Annotated in this window: 12 protein-coding genes and 1 tRNA gene; 4 read left to right on the forward strand and 9 right to left on the reverse strand. The window is 33.2% G+C overall.

The genetic code is table 11. The features are described from left to right. Positions 1-28 precede the first annotated feature (28 nt). The 3 genes from H3U96_RS01135 to H3U96_RS01145 all read right to left on the reverse strand — a co-directional run bounded on the left by H3U96_RS01135 (position 29) and on the right by H3U96_RS01145 (position 5,326). Positions 29-1,489, reverse strand: a complete 1,461-nt coding sequence (locus tag H3U96_RS01135; protein WP_198195312.1) for a DASS family sodium-coupled anion symporter — start codon at positions 1,487-1,489, stop codon at positions 29-31. 87 nt (positions 1,490-1,576) lie between these two features. Beyond that, positions 1,577-2,539, reverse strand: a complete 963-nt coding sequence (locus H3U96_RS01140; protein ID WP_198195313.1) for an FAD:protein FMN transferase — start codon at positions 2,537-2,539, stop codon at positions 1,577-1,579. Positions 2,540-2,557: 18 nt separating this feature from the next. Further along, a complete protein-coding gene (locus H3U96_RS01145; RefSeq protein WP_198195314.1) occupies positions 2,558-5,326 on the reverse strand; it encodes a flavocytochrome c in 2,769 nt (922 codons plus the stop codon). A gap of 525 nt (positions 5,327-5,851) precedes the next feature. Between H3U96_RS01145 and H3U96_RS01150 the strand changes: the two genes are divergently transcribed. Then, positions 5,852-6,904, forward strand: a complete 1,053-nt coding sequence (locus tag H3U96_RS01150; protein ID WP_198195315.1) for a hypothetical protein — start codon at positions 5,852-5,854, stop codon at positions 6,902-6,904. A gap of 87 nt (positions 6,905-6,991) precedes the next feature. Here the strand turns inward: H3U96_RS01150 and H3U96_RS01155 are convergent, their stop codons facing one another. From H3U96_RS01155 to dnaQ, 3 genes are all read right to left on the reverse strand, one after another. Next, positions 6,992-7,354, reverse strand: a complete 363-nt coding sequence (locus tag H3U96_RS01155) for a YbaN family protein (RefSeq protein WP_065578741.1) — start codon at positions 7,352-7,354, stop codon at positions 6,992-6,994. A gap of 296 nt (positions 7,355-7,650) precedes the next feature. After that, a tRNA-Asp gene (locus H3U96_RS01160) sits at positions 7,651-7,727 on the reverse strand. Between the two features lie 113 nt (positions 7,728-7,840). Continuing rightward, on the reverse strand, positions 7,841-8,575 hold the full coding sequence (dnaQ, locus tag H3U96_RS01165) for a DNA polymerase III subunit epsilon (protein ID WP_198195316.1): 735 nt from the start codon (positions 8,573-8,575) through the stop codon (positions 7,841-7,843). A 195-nt stretch (positions 8,576-8,770) separates the two neighbouring features. On the opposite strand from dnaQ, the gene rnhA reads away from it, so the two are divergent. From rnhA to H3U96_RS01180, 3 genes are read left to right on the forward strand one after another with little or no spacing between them, the layout of a single operon-like run. Continuing rightward, entirely contained in the window at positions 8,771-9,244 is a 474-nt protein-coding gene (gene rnhA, locus H3U96_RS01170) for a ribonuclease HI (protein ID WP_065651259.1), read from the forward strand. 27 nt (positions 9,245-9,271) lie between these two features. Beyond that, entirely contained in the window at positions 9,272-10,000 is a 729-nt protein-coding gene (gloB, locus tag H3U96_RS01175) for a hydroxyacylglutathione hydrolase (RefSeq protein ID WP_198195317.1), read from the forward strand. A 42-nt stretch (positions 10,001-10,042) separates the two neighbouring features. Beyond that, on the forward strand, positions 10,043-11,293 hold the full coding sequence (locus H3U96_RS01180; protein ID WP_034903686.1) for a transglycosylase SLT domain-containing protein: 1,251 nt from the start codon (positions 10,043-10,045) through the stop codon (positions 11,291-11,293). Here the strand turns inward: H3U96_RS01180 and H3U96_RS01185 are convergent. From H3U96_RS01185 to H3U96_RS01195, 3 genes are all read right to left on the reverse strand, one after another. Further along, the gene (locus H3U96_RS01185; protein WP_065612973.1) at positions 11,280-12,053 is read right to left on the reverse strand and encodes an endonuclease/exonuclease/phosphatase family protein; all 774 of its coding nucleotides are present in this window, start codon (positions 12,051-12,053) and stop codon (positions 11,280-11,282) included. The genes H3U96_RS01180 and H3U96_RS01185 overlap by 14 nt on opposite strands. Position 12,054: 1 nt before the next feature. Then, positions 12,055-13,617 (reverse strand): glutamate--cysteine ligase, encoded by a 1,563-nt coding sequence (gene gshA / locus H3U96_RS01190; protein WP_086364900.1) that lies wholly within the window; start codon positions 13,615-13,617, stop codon positions 12,055-12,057. A 230-nt stretch (positions 13,618-13,847) separates the two neighbouring features. Then, complete coding sequence (locus H3U96_RS01195; protein ID WP_198195318.1) at positions 13,848-14,372, reverse strand: HugZ family protein; 525 nt, start codon at positions 14,370-14,372, stop codon at positions 13,848-13,850. Positions 14,373-14,424 lie beyond the last annotated feature (52 nt).

Genomic DNA, 14,424 nt, shown 5'->3' on the forward strand with positions numbered 1-14,424 from the left:
TTGTCGATAATAGTAAATTATAGATGTTTTAACCTAATCCAATAATCTTCCACCATAAAATACCAACAGTGAAAACAATAATTAGATTAACTACACTACAAATAAAGCCTACTTTCCACCAAGTTTTTACCGGTACAAATCCTTCAGCAAATAATAATGGATTTCGAGCATTTGCAAACTGAGTAAGAGAACCAAAATAATTGGTACAAATGACTAAAGCAAAAATAGCAATTAATTGCGGTACTCCTAAGGCAATAGCAACCGATAAGAACACGGGGAACAGTGCCGCAATATGTGCATTACCACTGGCAAAGAAATAGTGTAAATAAACATAAGCTACGCATAAAATAATGATAACAAAAATCCAACTGCTATCACCTAAATGGCCTTTTACTGCTACACCAATGGTATCACCTAACCATTTAGTTACACCAAGTTTATTAACTTGACCAGCCATCATTAACAAAGCAGCAAACCAGATTAATGTATCCCATGCCGCTTTTTCACCTTTGATATCATCCCAACTTAATACACCAGTTAAAATTAAAATAGTTAAACCAATAAATGCGGTTGTAGTTGAATCGATACCAATATTTTTACCAAAAATCCAAAGCGCTAATAATAAAACGACTGTAGAACCCATAATGATTTCTTTTAAGGTAATTGAACCCATTTTCTTAAGTTCTTCAGCAGCTAATTTTGGTGCTTCAGGTGTTTTTTTCAATTCTGGATTAGTTAAAAAATAAATAACTAAAGGAATAACAACAAATGACACTAAACAAGGAACAATTGCAGCAATAAACCATTGTCCCCAACCCAAAGTGATACCAAGTGATGAAGTCACTAATTTTGCCGCTAATAAATTACCAGTAAAAGCTGTTAAAAACATTGCCGAAGTAATGTCGTTAACATGACTTATGGTTAGCATTAAAAAAGTACCAATACGATTTCTTGATTCATCTTTAGGATTTGAATTAAAGTTGATAGCCAATGCTTCAGCTATTGGATAGATTACCCCACCAGCTCGAGCCGTAGTACTTGGAATTGCCGGCGCTAAAGCAACATCGGTGACTGATAGTCCATAAGCTAAACCTAAGGTATTTTTACCTAAAATTTTAACTAAAAAATAAGCAATACGTTTACTTAAACCAGTTTTAATAAACCCTCTAGCAATCATAAACGCGATAACAATCAACCAAATTAAACTACTGTTTAATTCACTTAATGATATTTTGACTGATTCGGCAGCGGTTGTCGCTCCTGATGGTCTAAGAACAGCAAATACCGTAATAGCTAATAATCCAATTGCGCCTATAGGCATGATTTCTGCAACAATACAGGCGATAGTTGCCACAAATATAATACTTGTTCGCCACCCTTCTACACTAATACCTTCTGGTGGAGATATAAAAAGCCATAATATTGCCGATATTCCTGCAATAATAATAAGAGGAAGCCATTTAACTGGCGGTTTTTTTACTGTACTCATAATATTTCCTTTTAAATTAAATATCAATTTAATCAAATTGATAATGAAATGATATAATTTGTAAAATCTTTATTTTATTCGCAATATCTAGCTTATTTGATATTCTTGGTCGAGCAGTTGAAAAGCAAAATTATCAGGATTGACTATCTTTATTGTTTTATCCTTCAATAAAAATATAGCAGATAAATTTTGCTGATTTTTCAATAATTGTTTAGTCTTTTCAGTACCAAATCCATATAAGATTGTTGAATAAATATCTCCCTCAAGGGATGTATCCGAAATAATGGTTATACTTTCTAATTCATTATCTAAAGGATAACCCGTTTTAGAATCCAAAATATGATGATAAACATGTTGTTTTTCAATAAAGTAACGTTCGTAAATTCCTGATGTAACTACGGATTTATTTTTTACTTTAATAAGACCGACTAACTCATTTTCGATTGAGGAAAAGGGTTTTTTTAACCCAATATGCCAATAACCTTCAGCATCAATGGGTGAATCGCCTATAGTTAGCACATTACCTCCTAAGTTTATTATGGCCTGATAAACTTTGTGCTGTTGCAAAACAAGTTTAATCACATCGGCAATATAACCTTTGGCTATTGCACCTAAATCAATCTCCATGTCTGCTTTTTTTAAAAATACCGAACAAGATTTAGGATCTAATTTAATATCATTAGGATCGATCAAAGATCTCTTTTCAACAATTTGCTCAGGATTGGGGACCTGATGTCCAGAAAAACCGATCTTCCAAAGTTTAACTAATGGGCCAATAGCAACATTAAAGCAACTATTTGGCATTAAACTGATTTTCCAAGCTTGCTCAATAAGCGAATAAACGGCATGACTAATTCTAACCGGATGTTTTCCTGCCGCATTATTGATTGACATAACTTCCGATACCGGTCTATTAACCGTTAATTTATTTTCAAGCTGATTAATGGTATTAAAAACATGTTGTACAACGGTTTCATTAGGCTCAAAAAGCATTAATGATACCGTTGTTCCCATCATAGCTTGAGTATATTCATAGCGTGAATGATGCATTAAAAAATTGCTATTCAGTTATTGATGAATATAATCTGTCGCTTGTTTTCCTGCTTGCATACCAAAAATGATAATATCGGCTACGGCATTACCTCCGATACGATTGGCGCCATGTACACCACCAACAACTTCACCAGCAGCAAATACCCCACTGATGACATTTTTCTCGGTATCAAGAACCTGAGTTTCAGTATTAATTGTTACCCCACCCATAGTATGATGAATACCTGGAGCAATTTTGATCGCATAAAAAGGAGCTTTATCAATTGGATGGCGTAAACCAGTAGTTCGACCAAAATCTTCATCTTGTTTGTTATTAACAAAATGATTATATCGTTCAATGGTTTTATGTAAGGTATTCGCATCAATTGACAATTTTTGCGCTAACTCATCAATTGAATTAGCTTGCACAGTTAGATCTTGCGATACATATTCCTCAACAGACTTATTTTCATCACGAATTTGTTGATCAAATAAAATATACGAATAATGTTCAGGTAACTTAATTATTTCGGCAGATACTTTGTCACGTGTATTTAATTCATTAACAAAACGTTCACCTTTTTGTGATACTAAAATAGCACCACCGCCACGAATTGATTCAGAAATTAAGTAAGATGTAGTCTGCTCAACAGTTGGATGAATTTGAATTTCTTTCATATCCACTGTTCCGGCACCTAATTTTTCTAAAATCATAATACCAGAGCCAGTTGCACCTTTGTGATTGGTGGTGACAAATCCTTTAAGATCGGGACGATATTTTTCAACCATTTCATGATTAGCACTAAAACCGCCGGTAGCAATTATAACTGCTTTAGCTTTTATGGTTTGTATTGAACCATCTTCTTCAGTTACCTTAACACCAACAACTTTATTATTTTCAGTAATAATTTCAGTTACATTACAATCAAGCATTACTTCAATGCCACGTCGATTAATGTTTTTAACTAAACCACTAATCAAAAACCCGCCGACTGCAGCACCACTCGCTGGACGATGAGTCCGATCAATACTCATACCACCTGTAGTTGTAATACCGCTGAGTTCAATACCGTTATTATCTAACCAATCAATAGCATCAGGGGCATTCTCAACAAAATAGCGTAATAGTTCTGGATTATTTTTGTTTTTTCCGCCAATCATGGTTTCTTGATAAAACAGATCTTTACTATCAACAATACCTTTGAGTCTTTGGAATTTGGTTTCCGCAGCATTCATACCTGCTGAAGCTTTATTAGTATTACCGCCAATAACTGACATTTTTTCAATCACAACAACACTAGCACCAAGGTCATGAGCTTGAATCGCTGCAGCAAGACCGGCACCACCACTACCGACAACAACAACATCATAGGCTTTAGCATTTGGATCGCCACCTTCGGCAATAATCGCTTCTTTGTTTGATTGAGCCATTGCCTTAGTAACTGCTTTTTTGAAGGCTTCACTTTGTGATGTAGCTCCAGAAATCGCATCTACATGAGGACTATTTGACTCAATAATGCGATGCTTAATTTCTGAAAAATTATTTAATACCTCATTATCAAAATTATTGGCATTAACTAATTGCATATCTTTGATAAAATCTTTACCAAGGTCAACATTAATCACAAATTCATAAGACTCATCATTGACTTTTTCTTGATAATTTCCTGGTTTAAACTTTTTAACATTCAAGTTCACATCACGAATTAAACTTTCGACAAGTGAAAAATGCCACAAAGGTTCGGGAATATTAAGTTCTTCTCGTTTGTCACTATTGATGAATAATTCTAATTTTTCACCTTTCATGATGCGATCAGTCCAATCTGGATAAGCAATACATGCTCGGCCAACTGCGACAAAGTCAAATCCATTATCTAATGCCGCTTTAACATCACTTTCATTAACAACATTGCCCACCCCAACAACCGGGATTTTAGCTAAAGTTTCTGAACGCATTGCTATATATTTATTAATTAATGGTGTTGGATCTTGAGTATCAACTATCGAAGGCCTTAAAATTGCCCCCATGGAAAAGTGAATATAATCTAAGCCTTTCTCCGCAAGCTTTTCAAGTAAATACATTGAATCATCAAAACGAATTCCTGGCTCTTCAATTTCTTCTGGTGAGAAACGGTAACCAACAATAAAGTCTGAATTTGCATACTGTTTGACCATATTATAGGTAATATCTAAAACCGCTAATGGGAATCGAGCTCGATTGTCACGACTACCTCCCCATTTATCATTTCGTTGATTTGAATTTGGTGAATAAAATTGTTGAATCAAATAAGTATTAGCACCATGAATTTCCACGCCATCAAAACCAGCTTGAATAGCTCGACGTACTGCTTGACCAAACTTATCAACCATTTGATCAACTTCATCGGCAGTTAATTCTATCGGTGTAGCTGCTCCCGGTCTTGGTGCCGCAATAGCACTTGGACCAACTGGAGTTTGACCACCAATGAGTTTCGGTTCAACCATTCTACCGCCATGATAAACTTGAATAATCGCTTTTGAACCTTTTTCTTTAATAGCTTGAGCTATTTTTGCCAGACCTTCAATTTTATCATCGCTATCAAGACCGATTGCACCAGGGAAAGCTAATCCTTTATTATCGACAAAACCACATTCAACAATAATTGAGCCTATTTCTCCAGCTCTTGCTCGATAATATTCAATTAAATCACTTGTAACCGAGCCTTCATAAAACCCTGAGCAAGTGGTCATAGGTGCCATCATAATGCGATTTTTTAATGCCACTCCATTGGGTAAGGTTACTGATTTGAAAATATCTTTTTTCATTTATTTATACCTAATATTTAATATTAAAATTAAAATTTTGGCGAGCATAATACCATCTCAAATGTCTCTTCTCCACTTACATAAGTTTCATTAGTCAAAAAATATCATTTTTTCGACAGAAAAATATCAAATGTTTTTAGTGAGTTAATTACAAAAATTACAAAATCAAGTCAAATGACTACTCATTTCTTATCGAATTTGTTGGCTTATACAACTATTTTAAGTCTTATAGTCTAAAAAAAAACACTATAACTATTTCATTTACTTATATATTTTTATTAATATAGCACTTGAACTTTATTTATATTCAGCTAGAATGCTTAGCAATTTTAGAAAAGAGAATTTGATTATGATTGTGGTTCAAACACACAGACCAATAACAAAAACAAAATTGAATTGTCTTTTTCTTTTAAATATTGATCCTCCTTTATGGAGGATTTTTTATGTCTACAACTTTAACTTTTCAAGTTTATACCAAATTTTAAATCAAAACCACATTAAGAATAGCCATAAACAGGAGATAGCATGAAACCTTTGATCCCTTTTTATAATACAAGTATAAGTTATGAAGATAACTATGCTCAAGGCCCTTTTGGACTTTTTGCTGAATTAGATAAGGCTGAACAGGTCGCAACTAAACCAACAAAATTTTTAAATGTCGATGTTAACCTACCATTTGGTCAGCCAGCAGGTCCGTTACTAAATGCTAATTATATTAAAGCTGCTTTTGCTTATGGATTTGACTTATGTGTTTATAAAACGGTTAGAACCAAGTTTCACAAATGTCATCCATTACCGAATGTTTTATCTGTTCATCCTAATGGCAAGTTATCACCTAACTTAGACACAGTATTGGCTGATACAAATTATAATCAACCTTTATCAATTACCAACTCCTTCGGTGTACCATCTTTTGCACCTGATATTTGGCAACCGGATATGGCTGATGCGGTAAATGCAGCTGGCGCTGGACAATGTGTTATTGGTAGTTTCCAAGGAACTCAAGGTAATGGTGAGATAGAAAAAGATTATGCTTTAGCTGCTAAATTAGTAAGAGAAACTAATGCACCAATATTAGAAGCTAATTTAAGTTGTCCAAACGAAGGAGCAAGTAAACTACTTTGTTTTGATGTCGATAAAGTAGAACGAATTGTGAATGAAATTAAGAATGCGGTACCAGATCGCCCTCTTATTTTAAAATTAGCTTATTTCCCAGATGATGAACGCATCATATCTCTATTAACTCGAGTCGGAAAAATCATTGACGGATTAAGTACTATTAATACCCTTTCAGCCAAACCGGTAGATGCTAGTGGACATCCGGCATTAGGCGAAAACCGTAAAGAAGGTGGTATTTGTGGTGATGCAATCCGTTGGGCTGGTTTAGATATGGTTAGTCGACTTAATAAATATCGTAAACAAATGGATTTAAAATTTGCCATTATTGGTGTTGGAGGTGTTAGTAATAGTGAACATTATCATCAATTTATTCAAAATGGCGCTGATGCGGTAATGAGTGCTACAGGAGCAATGTGGAACCCATTATTAGCTATTGAGATTAAAAAAAGTCTTAAATAGTTATCAGTTAACTCGCTTTATTACCGATTAATTGTTACAGGGTAACTTATTTGCCCTGTAATTTTATTCTTACCAAAAACTATATCATCACTTCTTGAGAAAATAATAACCGCCAAAAATAACATGTGCAAAGAAGACTATTGCTAAAATAATCCTTACATGCAAAGAATCAAATAAAATAAATGGAATTAATAAAATGATAAATACCATGGTTAACATTTTTACTAATCCTGTTTTTGAAATCTTTTTCTCGATAATCATTTTTTGTACATAAGTTTGATAATAACGAGTTTGAGTAAAATAGTTATACAGGCGATCAGAACTATTTAACCATAGATATGCAGTAAGCAGATAAAAAGGCACTGTCGGCAAAAGAGGAACAAAAATGCCCACAGTTCCTAATACAAAGAAAACCCCACCTAGAAAAATAAATAGCGATTTTTTTAACATATTTAAATCAATTAAAATAAATTTAACTCGTATAAATAATTGTTGAAGATAACATAAATAGAGAAAGTTACAACTTTAGGTTCTCGTCGTGATATCACTTATATTTAAAATCAAAATTGGAACGAAAAAAGGATACAAAAATTAATTTATTGCTATGAAATTTATTTTGTATTTTTTAACAATAAATAGTATTGAATTATAGTTAAGATTGATTAAGAAACATTATAAGTTTTATATAGATGGTTTTATGTAAGTGTTTTTGAATTAAACTTAAATTAAGTATAACTTTTAAGAATTGGCGGAACGGACGGGGCTCGAACCCGCGACCCCCTGCGTGACAGGCAGGTATTCTAACCAACTGAACTACCGCTCCGCTTTTTAGACTCTTTAATGCAGAACATTAAAGTAGGCGTGATATTAAAGATTATTATTATTTTCGTCAATATAAATTTTTAAAATTATGTTCAATTGAATAGAAAACAATCATTAATGCTCTTTCCAAAGCGCCCCACCACTTTTTTTATCAATTTTTTCTAAAATTGAATCATGCGCAGATAGTTCCGCTTCATTAGCTTTAATTACTGTAAGTGGTATCCCATTACGTTCAATTTTTTTTACAGCATTATTCGTCATTGATGAAGATAAATTATCGTCCGAACTAAATGCCAAAGTAGTTTGCCCCCCGGTCATTGCTAAATAAACTTCAGCAAGTATTTCAGCATCCAGTAAGGCTCCATGTAAAGTACGATGAGAATTATCAATTTGATAACGTTCGCACAATGCATCTAAGTTATTACGTTTACCCGGGAAAAGACGTCGAGCCATTGCTAATGTATCTGTAACAATACAGTGATCGGCGGTTTTATAGTCTAACCCACAAATGCGAAACTCATAGTCCATAAAGCCAACGTCAAACGAGGCGTTATGAATAACTAATTCAGCACCATCTATAAATTTAATAAAATCATGTGCAATATTTTTAAAAATCGGTTTGTCTTTAACAAATTCATCACTGATACCATGAACTTTAAAGGCTTCTTCATCAATTAAACGTTCTGGATTGATGTAAACATGAAAATGATTGCCAGTTAATCGTCGATTTAATACCTCAACTGCACCAATCTCAATAATCTTATGACCTTCATAATGATTATTACCGTCTTGATTCATACCTGTAGTTTCTGTATCTAATACAATTTGGCGGGTTGAATGTGTTATCACAATATACTCTTCTTTATCTATAATTGGGAATTTAACAAATTAATGGTATAGTCTAACACCAAAACGTACTGATGTTGATACCTCCACTGTTTTAATCAATGATTGATACAACATTAATAATGGCTTATTAATATTTATATTAAGCTAAAGTTTCTTGAAAAATAATCACGTAATAAGTTTATAACTATGTCAAATATACAAAAAAATATTGAAATATTCACTGATGGATCTTGTTTGGGTAACCCTGGACCTGGTGGTTATGCAGCTATTTTAAAATACAAAGAAAATGAAAAAGTATTAGCTCAAGGTTATTTTAACACCACGAATAATCGCATGGAATTGCTTGCTGCCATTGTTGCATTGGAATTACTGAAAGAACCCTGTCAAATTAAGCTTTATTCTGACAGCCAATATTTGCGTAATGGCATTTCGAATTGGATTTATGGTTGGAAAAAAAACGGCTGGAAAACCGCAAAAAAACAACCAGTAAAAAATGTTGATTTATGGCAACGTTTAGATGTATTAGCTAAGTTACATACCATTGAATGGATATGGGTAAAAGGTCATGCAGGCCATATTGAGAACGAACGCTGTGATGAAATTGCCAAAACGCAAGCTGAATCGCCCACCTTACATGATACTATTTTTGAAGCATCATTAACCGATTAATCAGATAAAATAGAAGGTGTAATTACCATGTATCAGTTACATGTTATTCCTGCTCTAAAAGATAATTATATTTGGTTACTTGAAAATGCTAATAAAAAGGTGGTTATTATAGATCCGGGTGAGGCTGCTCCAGTGCTAAGCTATATGAAAAAATATCACTTATCACCCCTTGCAATTTTACTCACTCATCACCATATCGATCACACTGGTGGGGTAACTGAGCTAAAAGCAGCTTATCCCGATATTGAAGCTTATGGGCCAAGTGAAATTAATTTGCAGATTAACCATCTCGAAAACATCAATGAATTATTGATTGCTGATTTTCGATATGAGGTTATTTCAGTACCGGGACATACATTAGGACATTTAGCTTATTATTGTCAGCCATATTTATTTTGTGGAGATACATTATTTTCCGCTGGTTGTGGTAGAATTTTTGAAGGTGATTATAAGCAAATGCTAAGTTCGCTGAATAAATTAAAGCTGTTACCTGATGATACCCTTATTTGTGCAGGACACGAATATACCTTAACTAATTTAGATTTTGCTCAAATGCTAGTTCCTGAGGATCAAGTTATCCATGAGTATTATGATTTTATTTGCAAAAAGAAAATTACTTTGCCTTCCATTTTAACCAAAGAAAAACAGATCAATTTATTTTTACGTTGTGAGGAAAAAAATTTACAAAATAAATTTAATTGTAACAATGAGTTAGATATGTTTACTTTTTTTAGGAGCCAAAAGGACATTTTTTAGGTATAATACTCAGCTTAAATTAATGTCCTAACTTATAATCTAATGAAAAAATTATTAATATTTACAGTGTTATGTGCTTTTTTAGTCGGGTGTCAAAATCATGGTTCACGATACAACGCTGGCTCAAAAAAATATAATGCTAAATCAATAGTTAATTCTAGCGTTAAAAGTGGTGGTGTTAATTACGCTTCAGTCACGCAAAATCCTTGGCATTATATGTTAAAGCAAATAAACGTTAACGTTCCAAATAATAGCCGTGTTGTTGCCGAACGCGAACGTTTATTACGTAATCCAAAAGGATTTGAAAATATTGCGTTACGATCTGAGCCTTATGTGTATTACATCATTAATCAGTTACGAAAAAACAAATTACCGGTTGAATTAGCTTTAATACCGTTAATAGAAAGTGCTTATGACCCTTTAGCCACCTCTCCTGCCCAAGCAGCTGGTTTATGGCAATTTGTACCTGTTACCGCTAAAGAATATGGCTTAAAACGTAGCAATAGTTTTGATGGCCGACGAGATCTAATCGCATCAACAGGTTCAGCAATCTCTTTGTTACAAAATCTTAATAATCGATTTAATGGTGATTGGTTATTAACATTAGCTGCCTATAATGCTGGTGAAGGTCGAATTCAAAGAGCTATTGATAAAAATAAAGCTAAAGGTTTATCAACTGATTATTGGTCGTTAGATTTACCGACAGAAACAATGCATTATGTGCCAAAAATATTAGCTATTATTGATATTGTTAAAAATAATAAACGTTATGGTATTAAATTACCTGACTGTAATTATGAAAATTCATTAGTTAGAATTGATATGTCTAAAAACGTATCATTGGCTAAAATAGCGCAATATTCAGAATTATCACTTAGCGATTTAATGACATACAATGCAGGTTATGTACAACAAACAGTAAATGGCCCTTTCCATCTACTGGTACCTTATTCTCATGCAGATAAATTATTTAAAAAGTTAAAAAGTGAAAATTTAGTTGCTAATCAAGTAACGGAACTTTTAGAAGATGTTCCGCATAATAATATGCCGTTTGAAATAAAATCTACCACTATTCAATATACCAATACTACAGTAAAAGATACTAAATCAATGTTAAATAGTGGCAAAAAACAGATTACTTATCAAGTTAAAGCGGGTGATAACCTTTATACTATAGCGCAAAATTACCGAGTTAAGATCACCGATCTTTTACAATGGAATAAATTAAAAAATATGCGTGTTAAAGAAGGTGATATATTAACAATTAATTTGGTCAATTCTAATCCAATTTAAATTTAACAAATAATGGATTATGATCTGATGCGGCTGTATTAACTATATTAGCCGCATCAAGCTTCAACCCTCGATAAAAAATAAAATCCAGTGGCCTACCTAGAAACGTTTTTCTTATATCAATCGAGAAATTAACCGGTTTGAGATTTATTGAACGTATCAAATGATAAAGTAGGCTCAACCGTTGCCGACTCCAAGCATTAAAATCTCCCGCTAAAATTACTGGTCCATGATGTTGCTTAATATAATTTAATAACATATAGATTTGTTGGCGGTAAACTTTCACACCTAGACTAAAATTAATGGCATGAATATTAGCAACTAATAGTTGTAGCGTTGAATTTTTAATTGGATAAAGAGTGATTAATGCTGATTTTGGAACACGGATGAATGGTTCTCTTTCTCTAAAGGAGAAAATTTGCGTTGGTTTTATGTCTGTTATTGTCATAACTCCAGCATAAATATCATTTAAACTATAGGCTGGAACATGATCGGCAATTTTGTTATGCCGAGCAATAAAATTTAATAATTGTGAGGTGGTTTGAGCTTCTTGTAATAATATCAACTTAGTTTGATCTGCATATTGCTCAAGGATATTAATACAATCTGCCCTTTTCTGTTTAAATATATTCCAAACCAAAACCGAAAAAGACTGTTGGTCGATTAACGGTTTGTCATGCATAATTTTATGGTTTGGTAATATTAATTCAACATCACTTTTTCCTTGATATCGTAATGTATAATCGCGATGTTTAAACATTTTAGCTGTTCATTTTTTCTTTTAGATATTCATCAAATGACATAGTGTCATTTTGTTCTATTTTCTTTTGTTTTTCAATTGATAACATTCGTTGTTGATTAAAATCATCTTCAGTTAGAACTGATAAAGGTTCTGAACTTAGTTGTTTTTTATATTGAGTAGCTAAAGCCAAACCAAATTTGGCTGTGCCCAAATCACTAATCGCGGCTAACGTTCTCGCCGATAATGTCAATTCAGGTTGATCAAACATCAGATCAAGCCTTTCACAAACTTTTCGATATTGTTGTTTGTCGTCTTGATGATCAAGTACATCGGCAACTCGAAGTAAATCTTTGAAAAGTTCATGCCCTACTTTAGCTAACGGTTGTCGATAGCTATCACAGCCTAATCCAATTTCTAATCCTGGTTTACGGCCTTCAATAATCACTCTATTCCAATTTAATTTTGCACATTCTAACTCTGCACTACTCATTTCAGGAGCAGGGGCTAAAGCACACCAGATTAAAAATAGGTCAATAAATCGAATTTGTTCCTCGGTAATACCAATTGGTGAAAATGGATTAACATCAAGAGCTCGAACTTCTATATATTCTATGCCACCACGTAGTAAAGCATCGGATGGCGATTCCCCTGATCTTGGAACTCGTTTTGGCCGAATTGGTGCGTAAAATTCATTTTCAATTTGTAATACATTATCATTCAACTGTCGATAATGGCCATCAACCTTAATGCCTAATTTGCCAAATTCGGCTGATTTTGTCTTAGTAGCCCGTTTTAAACCCTCAACATAGGTATCTAGATGATTAAAGGTGATCCCTAATTGTTTCTGGGCATTATTGGTATAACCAATATCACTCATTCTTAGTGAGGTAGCATAAGGTAAATAACAGTTACCATTAGTTTGTTCGATGAACGCTTTTGCTTTTTCTGGATCTTGAATAAATGACGAGCACATTGATGGCGATGCACCAAATAGATAAGGGATAACCCAACCAAAACGGTAGTAATTACGAATTAGAGTAAAATACCCTTCCGAAATAACTGCCTTACCTTCTTCACTGTTTTTAACACCATCTCTCGCTTGCCAAAATGCCATAGGTAATGAAAAGTTATAGTGAACACCTGAAATAGTTTGCATCATAGCACCATAACGATTTTTTAAACCTTCACGATAGACTGTTTTAAGACGTCCTTCATTAGATTTTCCATATTGAGCTAAGATAATGTCATCTTCTTTGGCAACGAAACAAGGCATACTCAGTGGCCACATTAACTCATCGCCAATATTTACACTGGCATAGCGGTGTAAATCTCGTAAAAAAGTTAACATATAATCGATATTGGTATTTACAGGGGTAATAAACTCTAATAAAGATTCAGCAAAGTCAGTCGTGATCCATGGATGAGTTAATGCTGCACCAATTTTTTCAGGAAACGGCGTTTTTGACAATGAACCATCAGGCAAAATCCGTAATGTCTCACGTTCAAGGCCTCTCTGAATGCCTTGTAAAATAGTATAATGTTTTTCTAACCAACTGAGAGCTTTCGAAACATCAGGAACCATAATATTAACTATCCTAAATTCAGTTTATGTTGGCTTAATTTTAACATAGTTTACTGGTTAAGATAGGCAGTTTTCTTGATTGAGTGAAGCTATTTTAAGAATATGAATCCTCAATCGAAAATAAAAAAACTATTATTTAAAACATTTAAGCAAAGAGTGGAGTGATGAAAAAAGCCATTACTTAGTTAATAAGTAATGGCAATAATATAAATAAAGCTTAGATAATGATATTAATTACTAGATTGTCGTTTTTGCTTAGCGACATAATCTTCATCTACTGGTATTACCGTTTTATTTTGTGGATCGATAATATAGGTTTTACCAAAACCAATTACTAATCTTCCCTCTTTCGGGGTTAATTTAAATAAATTAAAATCATTCATTTCTGCTAACATATAAACCATTTTGCTCACTTTTTTAGCTAGCAGATCGACAGTAGAATCAAACTGCTCAGTTCCTCTTTCGACAATGGTTGCCGAAGCATGGAAAGACAATCTTCTACGAGCATAAATATTCTTAGTATTAGATTCATCATCAATAATTAAAAAAGATATGTTTGAATTAGCTTTGATATTTTTACTATGTGGTGCTAAGTCTGAAATTAAAATGTAATAGTCATTACCGTCAAAGAAATAAGGTGAATAGCTAGTATCAACCGTTCCTGTTTCGGTGATTGTTGAAACTATGATAGTTTGCATTGTTTCGTGTAAATCATCTATTGTTTTTTGTACAATATCATTTTTGGACTCAGCCATAAATTACTCCTTGATTTGTTTTAATATTTAGTTAAATAATCTGTTTTTAAAA

Origin of the sequence: Gilliamella sp. M0364 (assembly GCF_016100565.1) — a bacterium.
Taxonomy (GTDB): domain Bacteria; phylum Pseudomonadota; class Gammaproteobacteria; order Enterobacterales; family Orbaceae; genus Gilliamella; species Gilliamella apis.

Excerpts from the sequence above, each read along its gene's own strand:
- H3U96_RS01135 (WP_198195312.1), bottom strand. The coding sequence starts at position 1,489 with ATGAGTACAGTAAAAAAACCGCCAGTTAAATGGCTTCCTCTTATTATT.
- H3U96_RS01195 (WP_198195318.1), bottom strand. The coding sequence starts at position 14,372 with ATGGCTGAGTCCAAAAATGATATTGTACAAAAAACAATAGATGATTTA.
- H3U96_RS01185 (WP_065612973.1), bottom strand. The coding sequence starts at position 12,053 with ATGTTTAAACATCGCGATTATACATTACGATATCAAGGAAAAAGTGAT.
- H3U96_RS01145 (WP_198195314.1), bottom strand. The coding sequence starts at position 5,326 with ATGAAAAAAGATATTTTCAAATCAGTAACCTTACCCAATGGAGTGGCA.
- gshA (WP_086364900.1), bottom strand. The coding sequence starts at position 13,617 with ATGGTTCCTGATGTTTCGAAAGCTCTCAGTTGGTTAGAAAAACATTAT.
- H3U96_RS01140 (WP_198195313.1), bottom strand. The coding sequence starts at position 2,539 with ATGCATCATTCACGCTATGAATATACTCAAGCTATGATGGGAACAACG.
- H3U96_RS01150 (WP_198195315.1), top strand. The coding sequence starts at position 5,852 with ATGAAACCTTTGATCCCTTTTTATAATACAAGTATAAGTTATGAAGAT.
- H3U96_RS01155 (WP_065578741.1), bottom strand. The coding sequence starts at position 7,354 with ATGTTAAAAAAATCGCTATTTATTTTTCTAGGTGGGGTTTTCTTTGTA.
- H3U96_RS01180 (WP_034903686.1), top strand. The coding sequence starts at position 10,043 with ATGAAAAAATTATTAATATTTACAGTGTTATGTGCTTTTTTAGTCGGG.
- gloB (WP_198195317.1), top strand. The coding sequence starts at position 9,272 with ATGTATCAGTTACATGTTATTCCTGCTCTAAAAGATAATTATATTTGG.